This is a genomic window from Maritalea myrionectae DSM 19524 (assembly GCF_000423365.1).
Lineage (GTDB): Bacteria > Pseudomonadota > Alphaproteobacteria > Rhizobiales > Devosiaceae > Maritalea > Maritalea myrionectae.
In genome coordinates this window covers 173,495-193,647 of sequence record NZ_AUHV01000004.1, presented here as the reverse complement: position 1 = coordinate 193,647, position 20,153 = coordinate 173,495, and the positions used below count along the sequence as shown (strand labels likewise).

Genomic DNA, 20,153 nt, shown 5'->3' with positions numbered 1-20,153 from the left:
GATTCTTTGTTCCAGATCAGGTTATTAGTTACCAGCCGCGGCTGCAACCTCGGCGGCGAAATCGCTCTCTTCTTTTTCAATGCCTTCGCCAATTGCGAAACGTACGAATTCAACCAACTCGATTGGTGCGCCCGCTTCTTTTTCAGCGTTCTTCAGCACATCAGCAATTTTGGTTTCACCGTCAATCACAAAGGTTTGTGACAACAAGCAAACTTCTTCGTAATATTTGCGCATGCGGCCTTCAACCATTTTCTCAACGATTTCAGCAGGCTTGCCTGAACCAGCAGCTTGTTCCGCAAACACAGCGCGCTCACGGTCAACAACATCTTGGTCCAAACCTTCTGGCGCAATTGCCAATGGGTTGGTCGCAGCAATGTGCATTGCCAACTGACGGCCAACATTTTCCAAGCCATCTGTTTTGCCTGAAGTTTTCAAGCCAACCAAAATGCCAATGGCACCAAGATCGTCAACAACAGCGTTGTGTACGTAGCTACAAACAATGCCTTCATCAACTGAAACAGTTGCAGAACGACGCAATGTCATGTTCTCGCCGATTTTGGCAACCGCATTGGTCACCTCTTCAGCGATTGTGTGTGATTTGCCAGGGTAAGATGCAGCGGCAAGCTTCTCAACATTCTCGCCTTCTTCCAAAGCAACAGTCGCAATGTCTTTAACCAGACCTTGGAATTCGTCATTACGTGCAACAAAGTCAGTTTCTGAGTTAACCTCAACAACGGCACCTTTGGTACCTGAAGTGACAACGCCAACCAAACCTTCTGCAGCAACACGACCAGCTTTCTTCGCCGCTTTGGCCAAACCTTTGGTGCGCAGCCAATCAACGGCAGCTTCCAAATCACCATTGGTTTCGTTCAGCGCTTTTTTGCAGTCCATCATGCCAACGCCGGTCTGCTCGCGCAATTCTTTCACAAGTGCAGCTGTGATCGCCATTTTAAATCTCCTATGTTGCCAGCCCTTATGCGGGCTGGCCCAATCGAAAGTCTTGTGTTTAGCGGGTAAACACGCAGATTTTATGAAGCTTACTGAGCGCCGAGTTCTTTGGCTTGGTCGATCCAACCATCACGCTCAATGCGGCCTTTAAAGTTCAAACGATCATCAACATTCGCGATGTCTTCTGCGCTAAAGGCAGCGATTTGCGCAAAGGTGTAGATGCCAAGATCATTCAACTTTTGCTCAAGAACCGGGCCAACACCTGAAATCTTTTTCAAATCGTCCGCATCGCCAGCAGGCTTGTCGAACAATGGTGTCGCGTCAGCTTCTGCAGCTTCTTCGGCTTTTGGGGCTTCAGCAGCAGGTGCCTCGGCAGGTGCTTCAGCAGCAGCGGCGGGTGCAGTTTCTTCCAAAACTGGTTCGCTCACTTCAACAGCTTCACCCAGATCTTCGCCGAATGAAACAGATGAACGTGAAATACCGTCCAAAGCAGCTTTTGAAATCAATGAGCAGTAAAGCTCAATCGCGCGGGCCGCATCATCATTGCCTGGAATTGGCAAATCAACAGCTTCTGGGTCGCAGTTTGTATCTGCAATCGCTATCACTGGAATGCCCAAGCGACGTGCTTCGTTCAGCGCCAAAGATTCTTTGTTGGTGTCGATCACGAACAAAAGGTTAGGCACATTGCCCATGTCTTTGATGCCGCCCAAATCGCGCTCAAGACGATCACGCTCACGCGAACGCTGCAAACGCTCTTTCTTGGTCAAGCCTTGCATGCCTTCAGATTCTTGATCTTCAAGTTCACGCAAACGAGCAATTGACTTTGAAATGGTCTGCCAGTTGGTCAGCATGCCGCCCAACCAACGTGAGTTCACATAATACTGAGCAGATTGACGTGCAGCTTCAGCCACAACAGGCGCAGCTTGACGCTTAGTGCCAACGAACAAAACGCGGCCACCTTCTGCAACAGTGTCAGACACCATTTGCAAGGCTTTATACAAAGCAGGCACAGTTTGCGCCAAATCAAGAATGTGAATATCGTTCCGTACACCAAAAATGTATTGTTCCATTTTTGGATTCCAGCGGTGTTTTTGGTGTCCGAAGTGTACGCCAGCTTCGAGCAATTGGCGCATAGAAAAATCAGGAAGTGCCATCGGCCTTCTCTCCTTTTAACCGGTTATAACCTCCGCAAAGAGCTGCAACATATTTTGTCACCGGATGGCGGCCTCTTACGGGCAGCCGTCTTTGCGTGCGAATTGATGAGCGGTCGATACAGCAATCCCCGCACATTGGCAATAGCAAATTGTCGGTAAAATCAAGAAAGCGGCGAAAAGCCTGATTTAGCTTGGCCCAGCGCTCACACGGGCATCAGCAACACCGGGCATCACTTTGAGTGAGTTGGCCAGTTCCGGCGTTAAGCGATACCCTCCGGGCAGCTCAATCTCAAACTCGTAATTGTGATCCTGATCCATCACGACAATGGCCACCTGCCCCTCGCCACCGCGTTGCAATTGCTTGGTGAGATGGGGAATGCTTTCTTTGCTGGTCAAATGCAGCACCAGTTTGTTGGCCATCTTGGCGATGGCGCGTTCAATCGGATGCAAATTAATGAGCCGCAACCGCACACCGTCCGGCTGCGCATCGGCTTCTAACTCAACTACGATTGAATTGCCCACAGTCAGCACATCGTCAAAGCGGTCCAACTGTTCGGAAAACACCAAAATTTCAAACGTCCCGGTTGGATCAGACAATGTCAGAATCGACATATTGGAGCCCTTGCGGGTCTTGCGATCATTCCGCGACGCAATTGTCCCGGCCATGCGCCCGGCACTGGCGCCATTGCGCGCCGCTTTCTCAAACGCCTGCCAGGTCTGCGCATACCCTTCGGTATAGATCGACTGATATTCGTCCAGCGGGTGCGCTGACAGATAAAAGCCAATGGCGGAAAACTCGCGTTGCAGCCGTTCCGAGTGCGTCCAGCTTTTTACGTTCTTGGCCGGCTTGATCGGTTCGGGCGCCGCCGCGGTGAACATATCCACGATGCCTTCTTTACGATTGCTCGTGGCGCGCTGGGCTGTGCTCAACACCGTTTCGGTCAATGAAGCAACTTCCTCACGCCGATAGCCAAGATCGTCAAATGCGCCTGCATGGGTTAGCGTTTCAAACGCCCGTCGATTGACAATTTTGGGGTCGATCCGCTCGGCAAAATCCGCCAAATCAGTAAACGGACGATCCCCGCGCACCTCGACAATATGCTCCGCAACATTGCGACCCACGCCTTTAACCGCACAAAGGCTGTAATGAATAGCATTGCCTTCAACAGTGAAAATCACCTCAGATTTATTGACGCTCGGCGGATTAACCTCAATCTTAAGTCTTTGCGCTTCACGTTTGAAATCATTAAGTTTATCGGTATTGCCCATATCCAAGGTCATGGAGGCCGCAATAAACTCTTTCGGATAGTGCGCCTTCAAATAGCCGGTCTGATAAGACACCAGGGCATAAGCCGCCGCGTGGGATTTGTTAAAGCCATAGTTCGCAAACTTCGCCACAAGCTCAAAGATATTATCCGCTTGCTGCTTGATCAGGCCATTTTTAACGGCCCCCTCCACAAAGCGCACCTTTTGCTTGTCCATCTCGGCTTTAATCTTTTTACCCATGGCACGGCGTAGCAAATCCGCCTCACCCAATGAGTAACCAGACAAGACCTGCGCGATCTGCATCACCTGTTCCTGATAAACGATAATCCCATAGGTTTCTTTCAGAATATCGGTCAGGCTCTCATGCAAATAGTCCGGAGTCTCGCGTCCGTGCTTCCGCGCACAGAAGGTGGGGATATTATCCATCGGCCCCGGACGATAAAGCGCCACAATCGCGATAATATCCTCAAAACGGTCAGGCTTGAGGTCGAGAAGCGCCCGCCGCATGCCTGGACTTTCCACCTGAAACACGCCAACCGTTTCGCCTTTGGCATAAAGATCGTAGGTTTTCTCATCTTCAATCGAGATGTTCTCAATCGAAAAATCACCGCCATCGCGGTTGATCAGCCGTTCCGCATATTCGATGACCGTTAGGGTCTTTAGCCCCAAAAAGTCGAACTTAACCAGCCCGGCCTCTTCCACCACTTTCATATTATATTGCGACACCGGCATATCAGAGCGCGGATCGCGATAAAGCGGCACCAATTGCTGCAATGGCCTATCACCAATCACAATGCCTGCCGCGTGGGTCGAGGCATGTCGATAAAGCCCTTCAAGCTTTTTGCCCATTTCCAGCAATTGCGCCACGGTCTCATCTTCATCGCGCATGGCCTGCAAGCGTGGCTCGCCATCAATCGCTTCGGTCAGCGTAACCGGATTAGCGGGGTTCGAGGGCACCAACTTGGAAATGCGGTCCACTTGCGGATAGGGCATTTGCAGCACGCGCCCTACGTCACGCAGCACAGCCCGCGCTTGTAGCGTTCCGAAGGTGATAATCTGCGCAACCTGCTCCGCACCATATTTCTGCTGAACATAATGGATCACCTCCTCCCGCCTTTCTTGGCAGAAGTCGATATCAAAGTCGGGCATGGACACACGTTCGGGGTTCAAAAACCGTTCGAACAGCAATGCATAGCGCAAAGGATCAAGGTTGGTGATCGTCAGCGAATAGGCGACCAATGACCCCGCACCAGACCCCCGGCCCGGCCCCACGGAAATGCCATGCTCTTTCGCCCATTTGATAAAGTCGGCAACGATCAGGAAGTAACCGGGAAACTTCATGCTTTCGATCACGTTCAACTCGAAATCGAGTCGTTCGCGATATTCATCTGCCGTCATGCCAGGTGCAGGACCATCGCGCTCCAAAATGCGCTCAAGACCCTCTTTCGCCTGCCGCGTCAGCTCCTCGGCCTCGGCCTTCACCGCCTCGTCAGAGCTCATCCCTTCCGGCGCCGCAAAGTTCGGCAAAATCGGCGCCCGCTTCATTGGCCGATAAGTCACGCGCTGGGCAATCTCAAGAGTGTTGTTGATTGCTTCGGGCAAGTCCGAGAACAGCGCACACATCTCCGCCCGCGACTTAAAATAATGCTGATCCGAAAGCTTGCGCCGCTCTGTCTGGGCCAAAACACTGCCTTCAGCAATCGCCATCAGCGCATCGTGCGACTCAAAATCGTCACTTTTTGGGAAAAAAGGCTCGTTGGTGGCAACCAATGGCACATCATGCGCATAGGCATAATTGAGCAGTTGCGGTTCTGTTTTCGCCTCGGTGTCTTTGCCGTGCCGTTGCAACTCAATATAGAGCCGGTCCCCAAAAATACGGCGCAAATTGTCCAGCCGCGACAACGCTTGCTGATCATAACCTTGCGCAAAAAGCGGATCGATCCCGCCTTCCATTCCACCTGTCAAACAGATAAGGTCTTCGTGCAACCCCTCATCAAACCAAGCAATCGGCGCTTTAAGCGCAGCTGCATCGCCCAGCAGATAGGCCCGCGACACCAGTTCTGACAGATTTTGAAACCCCTGCTCGGTTTGCGCGATCAACACCAAGGTCTCCTTGGCGAATTTTTTGCGCTCACGCCCCGGCATATCAGACGGCGGCTCAAACTCTATCGGTAACTCGCAACCTACAATCGGCTGCAATCCCTTTTCGGCTGAAATCTCAGAAAATTGTAGCGCGCCAAATAGGTTGCCCGTGTCCGCGACACCAAGCGCCACCTGCCCGTCGGCAACGGCCAAATCGATCAGCTTTTTCAGCTGTATCGCCCCTTCCAGCAATGAATAGGACGAATGGGCATGTAAGTGGATAAAATCAGGTGTCGCGCTCATGGGGTGACTTTGACATAACGCGCCTATTTTCGCCAAGCAAACTTGTGCGATTTACACAGGCGCGTTTTCGCCTCTTGCCTAAAACCCACCCATGCGTGTGAGCACATCCATCCACATGAGACTTGCAGCACTAAACCCAGCCAAAGAGAAAAGAGCCATCACATCTTTAATCAAAACCAACATTGCAACCTCCTATGTTTCTTATTTGTTCTTATATATTCTCTTTTTGTTCTCGTCTAGTGTGCAGGACGTGTGCATAGCCTGTTGATGAGTTTATGGTTAATGGGGACAACTTGCGGAGAGGTTGTGGAAAGCGTGTGGATAAACTGTGGGCAAATGTGGAAAAGCCAGCAGCGCCGTCAGGCAGCGCTGCCGCCAAAGCCTAAAGCGTGGTGGGCACCACTGCCCCGCCCTCAAGGGTGACGATGCGATCTGCCCGCCGTGCAATGTCATGATTGTGCGTGGCAATCAGACCGGCCGCTGCATGGTCTTTAATCGAATTGGCCAACAAGTCGAAAACAATACCACTGGTGTCAGGGTCCAGATTGCCCGTTGGCTCATCGGCCAGGATCAAACCCGGATTGTTTGCCATCGCGCGGGCAATGGCCACACGCTGCTGCTCACCGCCGGAAAGCTGTGCCGGGCGATGATCGCCCCGCTCCACCAAACCCATATGGGTCAGCAAATCTTGCGCACGCTTCTTCGCCACATCTTTATCCACCCCAGCAATCAATTGCGGGATCATGATGTTTTCATCAGCCGAAAATTCAGGCAACAAATGGTGGAACTGGTAGATATATCCCACATTTTGCCGGCGCAACAACGTCCGCGACCGGTCGTTCAGCGTATGTGCGCTCGTGCGGCAAATGTTGACGTCGCCTTGGGCGGGTCGCTCCAACAGTCCACAAACGTGCAATAAAGTCGATTTCCCCGCCCCAGACGGGGCCACAAGCGCAACAATCTCGCCCGCAGCAATCTCAAGATTAACATCGACCAGAATATCGAGCCGCGTCTCGCGCTCTAAATAATGGTGATGCACACCATGAAGCGATAATTTCAAATCAACCATAGCGCAACGCCTCAACTGGATCATATTGTGCCGCGCGCCACGCAGGATAAAGCGAAGCAGCAAAACTCAATACCAATGCAAATGACACCACAAACGCCACCTCAAACGGATCGGTTTTAGATGGCAGTGTTGAAAGGAAAAACACCTCGGGTGGGAAAAGCGTGATGCCAATGGTCTCAGATACCCAAGCTCGAATAGCCTCCGCATTCGACGACAAGATCAAGCCCGCAATCAAACCCAAAAATGTCCCCGCAAACCCGATCGCGGTCCCCGTCATACAAAAGATACGCATAATAGAGGCGCGTGTCGCACCCATGGTCCGCAAAATGGCGATGTCCGTGTTCTTTTCTTTCACCAGCATCACTAGTGACGAAATGATGTTGAACACGGCCACCAAAATGATCATCGACAAGATGACGAACATCACAACGCGCTCAACCTGAAGCGCCGAGAAAAACGTCTCGTTCCGGCGTTGCCAATCCGAAAGGATCATCGGCCGCCCTGCCGCTTCTTGAATAGGCTCGCGCATATTGTGGATGGAATCTGGATCGTCGAGGAAAATCTCAAGACCGGTCACCGAATAGATCCGTTCGTAGGATTCATCGATCTGCTCATCCGTCGCGTCCAGCGGCAGCGGCTCCAGTCCCTCTTTCAGCTCATCGCGAAACAGCTTGAAATAGCTTTGCGCCAATTGCAGCGGCATATAGACGAAATAGCTGTCAAATTCGACCATTCCCAACTCAAACACCACATCTACCGGATAGGTGCGGATTTGGGGCGCCGTGCCAAAGGGCGTTACCGTGCCTTCGGGCGTAATAATGGTAACACTGTCGCCAACAGAGACGCCAAGATTTTGCGCCAGGCGCATGCCGATGGCCACGCCTTTGCTTTCATCCCAATTGTTAAAGCCACCCAAAACCGCGGATTCGGCAAACAACGGCATCTTTTGGATATCACGTTCATTGATACCGCGCACAGCCACGCCGGTGGAACGCCCGATGCCAGAAGCCAAAGCCTGCCCTTCAGCGAAGGCAATTACTGCTTCAACCCCGTCCACACTTTCAATTTTTGGAATGACACTCTCAAAATCCTCGAACTGCTCTTCAAGCGGAAACGCGGTAAAATGCCCGTTCAACCCAAGGATTTTGTCCAGCAATTCTGCGCGAAAGCCGTTCATGACAGACATCACAACGATCAATGTGGCCACGCCGATGGCAATGCCAGTCAGCGTCAGCGCTGCAATCACGGAGATAAATGCCTCTTGGCGGCGCGCGCGGAGATAACGCCACGCGACCATAAACTCAAACCGCGAAAAGGGGCGGTTCTGGGGCTGCGTGGCGTCGCTCATAAATTAAACGTCCTGTCTACGTTCCGGCACAATGCGCTCGAGAAGAAAATCAACGGCTTGCTCAAGCGAAACATTGGTCCGCTCGCCCGTTTTACGATTTTTAATCTCAACTTCGTTATTTTTAAGGCCACGTGGTCCAACAATCATTTGATAGGGCAAGCCGATCAAATCGGCTGTGGCGAACTTGCCGCCTGCGCCCATATCGCGATCATCGTACAAAACTTCAATGCCCGCATTATCCAGCTGCTTGTAAAGCGCATCACATTGCGCCACGCAGCCTTCGTCACCGGTTTTCAAATTGATCAACGCCAGTTCAAACGGGGCCACCGACACAGGCCAAATAATGCCATCATCATCGTGACTGGCTTCAATGATGGCAGGCACAAGGCGTGTGAGCCCGATGCCGTATGAACCCATATGCACAGGCACTTCTTGGCCGTTAGCGTCCGCCACGGTTGCGCCCATAGGCTCAGAATATTTGGTGCCGAAATAGAACACTTGTCCCACTTCAATGCCACGCGCCTCAACTCGACGATCTTCGGGCACTTCCGCCTGGAACTTGTCCATATCGATCATGTCTTCGGTGGCCGCATACATTTTGGTCCAGTCGTTGACATAAGAAGTCAGGTCGCCGTCATAATCCACATCCTTTGGCGGGATGGGTTGATCCAGCAAGGCTTTGTCGCAGAAAACGCCACTTTCGCCCGTATCAGCCAACACGATAAATTCGTGGCTCAGATCACCACCAATGGGGCCGGTTTCAGCTTGCATTGGAATCGCCGTTAGGCCCATGCGGTAATAGGTGCGCAAATAGGCCACAAACATGCGGTGATATGATTTTACAGACGCCTCTTTGTCCAAATCGAACGAATACGCATCCTTCATCAAAAATTCCCGGCTGCGCATGGTGCCAAAGCGCGGACGAATCTCATCCCGGAACTTCCACTGAATATGGTAGAGGTTGAGCGGCAGGTCTTTATATGACTTCACGTTTGACCGAAAAATCGACGTAATCATCTCTTCATTCGTCGGGCCATAAAGCATGTTGCGTTCATGACGGTCGGTCACGCGGAGCATCTCTTTGCCATATGCATCATAGCGGCCGCTCTCGCGCCAAAGGTCTGCGGGTTGCAAAGTTGGCATCAGCAATTCAATGGCGCCTGCCCGATCTTGCTCCTGCTCAATAATTGCCTGCACCTTGCGCAACACCCGATAGCCCATCGGCAGCCATGCATAAAGGCCACTTGCCTCCTGCTTCAACATTGCCGCACGCAGCATAAGGCGGTGCGAAACAATCTCGGCTTCCTTCGGTGTTTCCTTCAATACAGGCAGAAAATATTTTGACAGACGCATGATCTATTCTTGCTTTCTCTCGACTCGTCAAATGGGATTAACAGGTGGCACAAAACGCCATAAGTGGCGTGGATGCAAGGCTTTTCAGTTGAATTTTTCCCATTCAGACGCTGCCGTAAACCAAAATTCCAATTTTTCAGCTTTTGCCGCTAAAAACCGGGTGACAGGACCATTTTAAGTTGTTAGGGTCCAATCCCAATAAGAGGGCTGTTGATCAAATCCGGCCCCGTATACGCTGACAAGGTCTAGGGAGGAACGTTGGCTTCGCTTTTAATAGCTTGAATAAGTCCAACGAATTGTCGCGAAACTATATAAACAGGGCTTCGGCCCTGTTTTTTATTGATTCCAAGATGTTACGACAATTACTTCCAGTAATACTGCAAGGCTGGCAGGCTGATCGCCCACTGCGTCACAAACAGTAAGGCGAACGCCACCACAGTGGCGCCCAACATTTTCTTGATCAAATTTGGCTTGATGGGCGACGCGGCTTCCGATCCGCGGTCCACTTCAACATCCTGCTCTACATGCGAGCGTGTGCCGATGGGCAGCGCCACAAAAAAGCACAACCACCACAAAACAAAATAGAGGGCGATTGAAGAGACCAGACCCATGTGACTTACACCTTATGGACAAAAACTTTGACGATGGGCTTTTTACCCCAAAATTGATTCACTTCCGAGCGGACAGCTCGTCGCACGGCTTCAGCAAGCACATGAACAGCCCCGCGCTTTTTCGCGGGCATTGAGCGGATCACACCATCAATGGCTTTATCAACCACCAAGTCGAAATCTTCATCCTCGTCTTCCAACTGGGGCAAGCCATAAAGCTCAACCTGCGGTGCTTCCCGCATTTGCCCTTTGCCATCCACCACCATGGAAACAGCAATAAAGCCCCCGAAGGCCAGTTTGCGCCGCTCGCGCACGCCGCTCTCTTCCGGGGAGCACAAAATATCCCCATCCAGATACACACGGCCCGATGGCACTTCGTCCACCAAGCGCTCAGCGGATGGGTAAAGCATGGCCATATCGCCATTGCGGATCGACAGCACTTTTTCAATGCCAGCTTCGCGCCCCAGTTCCGCCTGCGCTTCCAAGTGAGCGGCTTCGCCGTGCACAGGCACCAACACACTTGGCTTCAACCATTCATAAAGCCGGCGCAGCTCGCCACGGCGCGGGTGGCCCGAAACGTGCACAAGTGCGTCCTTATCGCTAATCACCTTCACGCCCTGATTGATCAGCAAGTTCTGGATGTCCAAAACATCCTTCTCATTCCCCGGAATCGCTTTGGAGGAGAAGATCACCTGATCCCCTTTGTTCAAGGTTAAGGCGTGGTGGTCGTCGCGCGCGATCCGTGCAATCGCCGCCCGGGATTCGCCTTGCGATCCGGTGCAGATCAAGCAAACCTTCTCACGTGGCAAATAGCCAAACGCGTCCTGGTCCAAAAACGGCTCAATACCCTCAAACATGCCAAGGTCACGGGCGATCTCTGATGTCCGGTGGATCGCGCGACCGGAAGCCACCACATGGCGTCCCGCCTTTTGCGCCGCACGCGCGATAGAGATCATCCGCCCCACATTTGAGGCGAAGATCGTCACCGCCACACGCTGCGGCGCGTCCAACATGAGTTTTTCAAGGCTCTCGGCAACCTCGCCTTCGCCTGGGCTTTCGCCTTCACGCACAGCATTTGTGCTGTCACAGATAAGCGCCAGCGGTGCGTCCATCGCCCCGATTTCACGCAAGCGTTTTTCGTCTGTCGGCGCATTGCCCACTGGCGACGGATCAAGTTTCCAATCGCCCGTATGCAAGGCACGGCCAGCTGGTGTTTCGATATAGAGTGCTGAGCTTTCCGGAATCGAGTGCGCCACATTAATCAACTCGACCTTGAACGGTCCAAGTTCAAATGTGTCCCCTTGCTGCACAATTTTGACCGGCACTTCATAGCCAAAATTGTTGGAGCGCCCTTTCGCTTTCAGCATCGCTGCCGCAAAAGGCGAGGCATAGACATCGCATTCCAACTGCGGCCAAAGATCCATCACGCCGCCATAATGGTCTTCGTGCGCGTGGGTCAGCACCATGCCGACAATATTGTCGGCTTCATCTTCCAAAAACCGCAAATCAGGCATCACCAGCTCGATGCCGGGCAAATCCGGGCCAGCAAAGGTCAGACCACAATCAACAATCAACCATTTCCGGTTGTCCGGCGCGCCAAAGCCGTAAAGACCGAAATTCATACCGATCTCGCCAACGCCGCCTAAAGGGACAAAAACCAACTGGTCCTGCATAAAATCAAACTTCCATTACAAATTGAATATCTCGCCGGCGGTCACGATGCGCTGTCGACCCATATGATCAACAATCAATCCACCTGTCGGGTCCACCCCTTCAAGTCGCGCTTCATAGCTTTCCGCATTGGCATTAATCCGCATGACTTCTCCCATCTTATACGCATGGGAAAGCCAATCGGCTCGAATTTCGGCAAAATTATTGCCACGCGCCCACTGCCCCAACCGTTGGGCAACGGCATCGGACAGAAAAGCAAAAAAATGGGCCGGCGACGTATTCAGCCCCAGGGATGCAAAGTCACTCGCCGGGTGGTTGGATTGATCCGGGTGAAATGCGAGATTTACGCCCATTCCGATCACCACAAATCGGCTTTGCCCCTTCATACCGCCTTCCAGCAATAATCCGGCGCACTTTTTGCCATTGATCATCAGATCATTTGGCCATTTCAACTCAATGGTAAGGCCATCCACGCTTTGCGCCGCTGCGACGGCACAAACCGCATCATAAAGCGCCAGCGCCATCACAAACGACAATTGAGCCACATATTCACTTGGCGCCGGTTCAGTCAACAGCAAAGAGGAATAAAGGTTCCCCGGCGGCGAGTGCCAAAAGCGCCCGCGCCTTCCCTTGCCGTCCTCTTGTTGGTCAGCCACAAGCCAAACGGGGCCAATGGCCCCGTTTAAAGCGTCTTGCATCAATGTGGCGCTGGTGGATCCTATCGTCGGCACATGCCGTAGCTGAAATCCATCCAAGCGGGCACGTTCACCAAGGCTAACCACTAAAAGAGGCTACCCGCTGCTGTTTGCGCCCACTGGGTCAACGGCACACCGAGGGTGAAATAATAGGTCACGATCAAAAAGCCTGAAATCGCAATGATAAGGCGAAGGGCAAGCGCTGACTCTTCAAATTGATGCACAACTTCATCGAAATACATCACTTTGATCACACGCAGGTAATAGAACGCACTCACCGCACTGGCCAACACACCGATCACCGCCAACACAAACAATTGCGCTTCAATTGCAGCAAGGAACACTTGCCACTTGGCGAAGAACCCGGCCAATGGCGGCAAGCCAATCAAAGAGAACATGATGATGGCCATACCCGCTGCCACAAATGGGCGCGATTGGGCCAAGCCCGCCAAGTCATCAATGTTTTCCACATAGCCTTCGTCATTCTTCAACGCCAGGATACAGGCGAACAAACCAAGGGTCATGGTCAGGTAGATCGCCATATAAACGGCAACGCCTTCCACGCCAATTTGCGACCCGGCAGAAAGCCCGACCAACGCAAAGCCCACATGGCCGATAGATGAATAGGCAATCAAGCGTTTGATGTTCTTCTGGCCAATCGCAGCGAAAGCGGCTAGCACCATCGAAGCAATTGAAACGAAAATCACAATTTGCTGCCAATCTTTCGAGATTGGCTCAAACGCATCAAACACCACCCGCACAAACAGGGCCATCGCGGCCACTTTTGGAGCGGAAGCAAAGAAAGCTGTCACCGGTGTGGGTACACCTTGGTAAACGTCTGGCGTCCACATGTGGAACGGCACCGCTGAAACTTTAAACGCCAACCCTGCCATCACAAACACAAGGCCGACAATCAAGCCCAGTGAGGGCTCGCCGAGTGAGATCGCCCGGGCAATTTCGTCTAGCTGTGTATGGCCGGTAAAGCCATAAACCATGGAGGCACCGTAAAGCAGCATACCGGAAGACAATGCGCCAAGCACAAAATACTTCAAGCCCGCTTCCGTCGCTTTGCTGGAATCGCGCTTAAACGCTGCGATCACGTAAAGTGACAAGGATTGCAATTCAAGGCCGACATACAATGAAATCAGATCGTTGGCTGAGATCATCATCAACATGCCGAGCGTGGCCAAAATCACCAACACCGGATATTCGAACTTGTTCAGCCTGTGCTCATCCGCGCTGTAGACCGAGATCGCGAGAGCAAAGGCCGACCCGATCAACACCAGCACTTTCATGAAGCGTGCAAACGCGTCCTGCACGAAAGCACCATTGAACAACACGCCATCCGCAGGAAGCGCCACTGCAGCTATTGCGGCGAGTGCCAAAAGGCTCATTGCAATGCCAAGAACAATTTGGTTCGCGTTTTTAGATGAAGTGAACACACCAACCATCAGCAAAACGATCGCCCCGATCGCCAGCATCAATTCAGGAATGGCTGGAGCAAGATCTAGATAAGAAGTCAAATCAGAATTCATTATATCCCCCTAGTGCGCAACGTCGGCAAGGACGCCGATTTGCCCCAGGCTCATTTGATATTGGTTGACCAACTGCTCCACTGAAGCGGCTGTCGCATCCAAAATTGGTGCTGGATAGAAACCGAAAAAGATCGTGAGAATGATCAAGGGCACAATCACCGCCATTTCGCGCGGATTCATGTCCAAAATCGCTTTCAAATTCTCTTTTTCCAATACGCCGAAAATCACACGGCGGTATAGCCAAAGCGCGTAACCTGCGGACAAGATCACACCAAACGCGGCACCAAAGGCCACCCAAGTGTTCACTTGGAAAATCCCCATCAAAACCAGGAATTCGCCAACAAAGCCGCTGGTGCCCGGTAGGCCAACATTGGCCATGGTGAACACCATAAAGGCAAAGGCATATTTCGGCATACGTTCAACCAGGCCGCCATAGGCATCAATCCGGCGCGTGTGCATCCGGTCATAGATCACCCCGACGCACAGGAACAACGCGCCCGACACAATCCCGTGCGAAATCATTTGGAAGATCGCGCCTTGGATGCCCAGCATATTGCCGGCGAAAATACCCATGGTCACATAGCCCATATGCGCCACAGATGAATAAGCAATCAGCTTTTTAATGTCTTCTTGAACCAACGCCACCAAAGAGGTGATGATGATCGCCGCGATCGACAGCACAAACACAAAGTTCGAGAAATAGGCTGATGCTTCTGGGAACATCGGCAACGAGAACCGCAAGAACCCGTAGCCACCCATTTTCAGCAAGATCGCCGCCAAGATCACAGAACCCGCAGTTGGCGCTTCAACGTGCGCTTCTGGCAACCAACGGTGGAATGGCCACATCGGCATTTTCACAGCAAGTGAAGCAAAGAAGGCTAGCCATAACCAATATTGCGATTCCGAGGAGAATTCGAACTGCAACAGTTTGGCGATATCCAACGTACCCGCCTGCCAATACATGGCCATCACAGCCAACAGCATCAGCACCGAACCAATGAAAGTATAGAAGAAGAACTTGTAGCTCGCTTGAATACGCTTCTTGCCGCCCCAAATCCCGATAATCAGGAACATGGGGATCAAGCCGCCTTCAAAGAAGACATAGAACATGGCCAAATCAAGCGTGGCGAACACCCCGATCATCAAGAATTCGAGGATCAGGAAGGCCACCATATATTCGCGAACCCGGTTCTGAACAGATTCCCAACTGGCCAACACACACATTGGCATCAACAGTCCGGTCAAAACGATGAACAGGATCGAAATCCCATCAACGCCCATGCGGTAGCCGATGACATCATCGCCAATCCAGCTGTGATTTTGCACAAACTGGAAGCCAGGATTTGTGGAGTCAAACATGGCCCACATCACCAGCGAGAACACGAAGGTCACCAAAGTGGTGGCCAGCGCAATCCGGCGCATATTGTTTTTGGCCAGATCGTCATTGCCCGGCACAATCAATAGGAAAAAGACACCGACCAACGGCAGGAAAGTCAGAATCGATAGGATGTTGTTATTTATAATATTCATCCGAGTAGGCCCCCTGCAGCAATCGCCCAGGTAATCAGTGCGGCAACACCAATCAGCATTGCCAATGCATAGTGATAAAGATAGCCAGATTGCAGTCTTACAACTTGGTTGGTCACGTCTTTAACGCGCCGGGCCAAGCCACCAACAATCACACCATCGACGAACCAGTCATCAAACCCGCGCCACAACACGCGGCCAAGCCATTTGGCCGGACGCACAAAGATGAAGTCATACAGTTCATCGAAGTACCATTTGTTGAGCAAGAAGGCATAAAGCCCTGAATGCTGTTTCGCCAATGCCTTCGGCAAATCTGGTTTTGAGATGTAGAACCACCAGGCCATGATAAAGCCGATGATCATCGCAAATGTTGCCGATAGCTTCACCCAAGTTGGCACATGGTGCGCCGCATCGATGATTTCTGCATCCACAACAATTGAACCAAGGAAGAAGGCTTGAACGTGATCGGCATGGCCAAAGAAGCTGTCATAGAACACAATACCTGAAAGCACCGCGCCAACTGCCAACACATAAAGTGGGATCAGCATGACATTCGGGCTCTCATGCGCATGGTCAAAAACTTCTTTTGACGCGCGTGTCTTGCCGTGGAAGGTCAAATGCACCAAGCGCCATGAATAGAAACTTGTGAACAAGGCTGCGATCACCAGCAGGTAGAACGCGAAGTTCCCAGCTTCTGTGTGCGCGCCGTAAGCGGCTTCAATAATGGCATCTTTAGAGAAGAAGCCAGCAAAGCCGAGATTTGGCAACGCATCAGAGACAAGATGGAACGGCAAGCCAACACCGGTCAGCGCCAACGTCCCGATCATCATCATCCAATAGGTCACGGGCACCTTGTTTTTAATGCCACCCATTTTGCGCATGTCTTGCTCGTGGTGCATCGCATGGATCACCGAACCAGCCCCTAAGAACAACAAGGCTTTAAAGAAAGCGTGTGTGAACAGGTGGAAAATACCAGCTGAATAAGCCCCTACCCCAAGTGCCACAAACATATAGCCAAGCTGCGAACAGGTTGAATAAGCAATCACGCGCTTAATATCATTCTGCACCAAGCCAACAGTCGCCGCGAAGAACGCTGTAATCGCGCCAATCACTGTCACAACGGTCAATGCAGTTGGAGAGGCTTCAAACATGGGCGACAAACGCGCCACCATAAACACACCAGCTGTCACCATGGTCGCCGCGTGGATCAAGGCCGAAACAGGTGTCGGGCCCTCCATCGCGTCCGGCAACCAAGTGTGCAGCAGGAACTGAGCCGATTTACCCATCGCCCCGAGGAACAACAGCAAGCAGATCACGGTCATCGCGTCCCATTGGCCCCAAAGGAAGTTGATGGTCTGCCCATCCATGTCCGCCACATGTGCAAACGCCGTGTCGAAATCAATGGTCCCCAGCATCATCACAGCGGCAAAGATGCCGAGGATAAAGCCAAAGTCACCCACACGGTTGACGATAAAGGCTTTCATTGCCGCCGCATTGGCGCTTGGCTTTTGATACCAGAAGCCAATCAACAAATATGACGCCAAGCCAACGCCTTCCCACCCAAAGAACATTTGCAGGAAGTTATCGGCCGTCACCAGCATCAACATCGCGAATGTAAAGAGTGACAAATAAGCAAAGAAGCGTGCCCGGTGGGGATCTTCATGCATATAGCCGATCGAATAAAGGTGCACCAAAGACGACACAGTGGTCACAACCACCAGCATCACCGCGGTCAGCGTATCCACGCGGATCATCCAGTAAAGATCCAGCCCACCGGTATCGATCCAACGGAACAAAGTGATCTTGACCGCTTCCGCCGCCATAAAGCCGTGGTCGGCAGCCGTCTCTGCACCGTGCGCCGCTTCGCCACCGGAACCAAAAAAGATCCCTGCAAACACAACCCAGGACAACAGCGCTGAAACCATCAACAAACCTGTGGTCAGATATTCAGCCGCCTTGTGCCCGATGGACCGGCCCAAAAGCCCAGCCACCAAGGCCCCAATCAACGGGAGAAAGAGAATGGCATGATACATCGTCATTAACCCTTCATCACGTTGACATCGTCCACGGCAATGGAGCCACGGTTACGATAGAACACCACAAGGATCGCCAAACCAATCGCCGCTTCGGCCGCCGCAACGGTCAAAATCATCAAAGCGAACACTTGGCCAGCCATGTCTTGTAGGTGGGCGCTGAACGCCACAAAATTGATATTCACTGCCAAAAGGATCAATTCCACTGACATGAGAATGATGATCACATTCTTACGATTCAGAAATATGCCAAATACGCCAAGCGTAAACAAAATGGCCGCCACGGTCAGAAAATGACCAAGTCCGATATCCGGTATCATTTAGGCCCCCAATTAAATCCCTTTGCCGCTCTCGACGCTGACAACTTCGACAGCATCTTCGCGTTTGCGCGCAACCTGCGCATTAATATCTTGCCGCTTCACATTTGGTTTATGCTTCAGCGTCAACACAATTGCCCCGATCATCGCCACCAACAAAATCAGCCCGGCAGCTTCAAACAAATAGACGTAGCGGGTGTAAAGCATGTTGCCCAAAGCTTCGGTGTTGGACATGCCCTCCACAAATGGCACCGCGCTCGAGCTCGCCACCTCCGGGGTCACCACAAATGACCCGGCCACCAGAATAAGCTCAATCAGCAACACGCCGCCAATCAAGGCACCGACGGGCGCATATTGCAAAATGCCCTGGCGCAACTGGGCGAAGTCTACATCCAGCATCATCACCACAAACAGGAACAGCACCATCACCGCGCCCACATAGACAACGATGAGCAACAGCGCCAAAAACTCAGCGCCCGCCAGCATGAAAATGCCAGCACCATTCACAAAGGCGAGGATCAAAAACAGCACAGAGTGCACTGGATTCCGCGAGGAAATCACCATCACTGCAGAGATGATCGCCACCGTTGCAAACAAATAGAAAAATGCAAGTTGAAGGGTCATATCATCAAGCTCCTAGCGATATGGCGCGTCGGCAGCGAGATTGGCAGCAATCTCACGTTCCCAACGGTCACCATTTTCCAAAAGCTTCTCCTTGTCGAAATAAAGCTCTTCGCGGGTTTCAGTCGCAAATTCAAAGTTTGGCCCTTCCACAATCGCATCCACCGGACACGCTTCCTGGCAAAAGCCGCAATAGATGCACTTCACCATGTCGATGTCGTACCGTACCGTGCGGCGCGTGCCATCGTTCTGGCGCGGGCCAGCTTCAATGGTGATCGCTTGTGCCGGACAAATCGCTTCACACAATTTGCAGGCAATGCAGCGCTCTTCCCCGTTGGGATAGCGGCGCAACGCATGCTCACCGCGAAAACGTGGGCTTACTGGCCCTTTTTCAAACGGGTAGTTGATGGTTGGCTTCGGTTTGAAGAAATAACGCATTGCCAGAAAGAATGTCGAAACAAACTCTCTCAGCAAAAGCGAATTGAGAAACTGAATTGCTCGCATGTGTCGTTTCTCCTTAAGCCATTCCGCCGTGCCAACCCCAGCCTGTCAGCTGAAGCACAAAGGCCACGACGAAAATCATTACGATGGAAATCGGCAAGAATACTTTCCAGCCCAAACGCATCAATTGGTCATAGCGATAGCGCGGCACAAAAGCCTTCACCATCGCAAACATGAAGAACACCAGTGAGGTCTTCAAAACGAACCAAACCGCACCAGGGATCCAGTTGAACGGCGCTGCATCGATTGGCGGCAGCCACCCACCCATAAACAGGATTGTTGTAAGCGCACACATCAACACGATGGCCACATATTCACCCAACATGAACATCATGTAAGGGGTGGAACCATATTCCACCATGAAACCAGCAACCAACTCAGATTCCGCTTCCGGCAAATCAAATGGCGGACGGTTTGTCTCAGCCAGCGCCGAAATAAAGAAGATGATGAACATCGGGAACAAAGGCAGCCAGAACCAGTTGAGGAATGACAACCAAGGTACGCCCAACATGTGTGCCAAGCCCATTTCTTGCTGCGCATGTACAATGTCGGTCAGGTTCAGCGACCCAACACAAAGCAACACAGTGATGATCACAAAACCAATCGAGACTTCGTAAGACACCATTTGCGCGGCAGACCGCAGCGCGCCCAAGAACGGATATTTCGAGTTGGAGGCCCAACCACCCATGATGACGCCATAAACACCGAGCGAGGAAATCGCCAGGATGTAAAGCACGCCCACATTGATGTCGGCCATCGCCCAGCCTTCGTCAATCGGCACCACGGCCCAAGCCGCAAGCGAGACCAACACGGTGATGAATGGCGCCAACAAGAACACAACTTTGTCCGAACCGGCCGGAATAAGGGGTTCCTTAAACGCAAATTTCAGCAAATCGGCAAAGCTTTGCAGCAAACCAAAGGCACCAACCACGTTGGGACCACGACGGATTTGCACAGCCGCCCAGATTTTACGGTCAGCCAGCAGCACATAGGCCACAAACACCAACAACGTTACCAGCAGCAAAAGTGCCTTCCAAACAAACCCGATTTGTTCGCCCAACCCCAAAAAGGGCACGCCGAGCAAATAATCAAGTGATGGGAGTAACCAATCCATAATTCAGC

The 20,153-nt window shown here is 52.0% G+C and carries 16 protein-coding genes; all 16 read right to left on the bottom strand.

Going from position 1 to position 20,153, the window contains the following annotated elements:
• Positions 1 to 24: 24 nt before the first annotated feature.
• The gene (gene tsf, locus G549_RS0112255; RefSeq protein WP_027835275.1) at positions 25 to 948 is read right to left on the bottom strand and encodes a translation elongation factor Ts; all 924 of its coding nucleotides are present in this window, start codon (positions 946 to 948) and stop codon (positions 25 to 27) included.
• Between the two features lie 89 nt (positions 949 to 1,037).
• Positions 1,038 to 2,102: a 30S ribosomal protein S2 gene (rpsB, locus tag G549_RS0112250; RefSeq protein ID WP_027835274.1), complete on the bottom strand. Its 1,065-nt coding sequence runs from the start codon at positions 2,100 to 2,102 to the stop codon at positions 1,038 to 1,040.
• 186 nt (positions 2,103 to 2,288) lie between these two features.
• Complete coding sequence (gene dnaE / locus G549_RS0112245) at positions 2,289 to 5,753, bottom strand: DNA polymerase III subunit alpha (protein ID WP_027835273.1); 3,465 nt, start codon at positions 5,751 to 5,753, stop codon at positions 2,289 to 2,291.
• A gap of 382 nt (positions 5,754 to 6,135) precedes the next feature.
• Positions 6,136 to 6,822, bottom strand: coding sequence for an ABC transporter ATP-binding protein (locus tag G549_RS0112235; RefSeq protein WP_027835272.1), 687 nt, complete (start codon positions 6,820 to 6,822; stop codon positions 6,136 to 6,138).
• Positions 6,815 to 8,170 carry an ABC transporter permease gene (locus tag G549_RS0112230; protein ID WP_027835271.1) on the bottom strand — a complete coding sequence of 452 codons (1,356 nt, stop codon included), beginning with the start codon at positions 8,168 to 8,170 and terminating at the stop codon, positions 6,815 to 6,817. Before G549_RS0112230 ends, G549_RS0112235 begins: the two co-directional genes overlap by 8 nt.
• A gap of 3 nt (positions 8,171 to 8,173) precedes the next feature.
• On the bottom strand, positions 8,174 to 9,523 hold the full coding sequence (gene proS, locus G549_RS0112225; RefSeq protein WP_027835270.1) for a proline--tRNA ligase: 1,350 nt from the start codon (positions 9,521 to 9,523) through the stop codon (positions 8,174 to 8,176).
• Between the two features lie 362 nt (positions 9,524 to 9,885).
• A complete protein-coding gene (locus G549_RS0112220; RefSeq protein ID WP_027835269.1) occupies positions 9,886 to 10,134 on the bottom strand; it encodes a DUF1467 family protein in 249 nt (82 codons plus the stop codon).
• Positions 10,135 to 10,139: 5 nt separating this feature from the next.
• Positions 10,140 to 11,804, bottom strand: a complete 1,665-nt coding sequence (locus G549_RS0112215) for a ribonuclease J (protein ID WP_027835268.1) — start codon at positions 11,802 to 11,804, stop codon at positions 10,140 to 10,142.
• A 15-nt stretch (positions 11,805 to 11,819) separates the two neighbouring features.
• Positions 11,820 to 12,584 (bottom strand): biotin--[acetyl-CoA-carboxylase] ligase, encoded by a 765-nt coding sequence (locus G549_RS0112210; RefSeq protein ID WP_051213740.1) that lies wholly within the window; start codon positions 12,582 to 12,584, stop codon positions 11,820 to 11,822.
• Positions 12,584 to 14,032 carry an NADH-quinone oxidoreductase subunit NuoN gene (gene nuoN / locus G549_RS0112205; RefSeq protein ID WP_027835266.1) on the bottom strand — a complete coding sequence of 483 codons (1,449 nt, stop codon included), beginning with the start codon at positions 14,030 to 14,032 and terminating at the stop codon, positions 12,584 to 12,586. Before nuoN ends, G549_RS0112210 begins: the two co-directional genes overlap by 1 nt.
• 9 nt (positions 14,033 to 14,041) lie before the next feature.
• Positions 14,042 to 15,562 carry an NADH-quinone oxidoreductase subunit M gene (locus G549_RS0112200; protein ID WP_051213738.1) on the bottom strand — a complete coding sequence of 507 codons (1,521 nt, stop codon included), beginning with the start codon at positions 15,560 to 15,562 and terminating at the stop codon, positions 14,042 to 14,044.
• A complete protein-coding gene (gene nuoL, locus G549_RS0112195) occupies positions 15,559 to 17,598 on the bottom strand; it encodes an NADH-quinone oxidoreductase subunit L (protein WP_425528541.1) in 2,040 nt (679 codons plus the stop codon). Before nuoL ends, G549_RS0112200 begins: the two co-directional genes overlap by 4 nt.
• Complete coding sequence (gene nuoK / locus G549_RS0112190; RefSeq protein WP_027835263.1) at positions 17,598 to 17,912, bottom strand: NADH-quinone oxidoreductase subunit NuoK; 315 nt, start codon at positions 17,910 to 17,912, stop codon at positions 17,598 to 17,600. Before nuoK ends, nuoL begins: the two co-directional genes overlap by 1 nt.
• Positions 17,913 to 17,924: 12 nt before the next feature.
• Positions 17,925 to 18,533 (bottom strand): NADH-quinone oxidoreductase subunit J, encoded by a 609-nt coding sequence (locus tag G549_RS0112185; protein ID WP_027835262.1) that lies wholly within the window; start codon positions 18,531 to 18,533, stop codon positions 17,925 to 17,927.
• 12 nt (positions 18,534 to 18,545) lie between these two features.
• Positions 18,546 to 19,034: an NADH-quinone oxidoreductase subunit NuoI gene (gene nuoI, locus G549_RS0112180; protein ID WP_027835261.1), complete on the bottom strand. Its 489-nt coding sequence runs from the start codon at positions 19,032 to 19,034 to the stop codon at positions 18,546 to 18,548.
• Positions 19,035 to 19,047: 13 nt separating this feature from the next.
• Entirely contained in the window at positions 19,048 to 20,145 is a 1,098-nt protein-coding gene (nuoH, locus tag G549_RS0112175; RefSeq protein WP_084634159.1) for an NADH-quinone oxidoreductase subunit NuoH, read from the bottom strand.
• Positions 20,146 to 20,153: the final 8 nt, after the last annotated feature.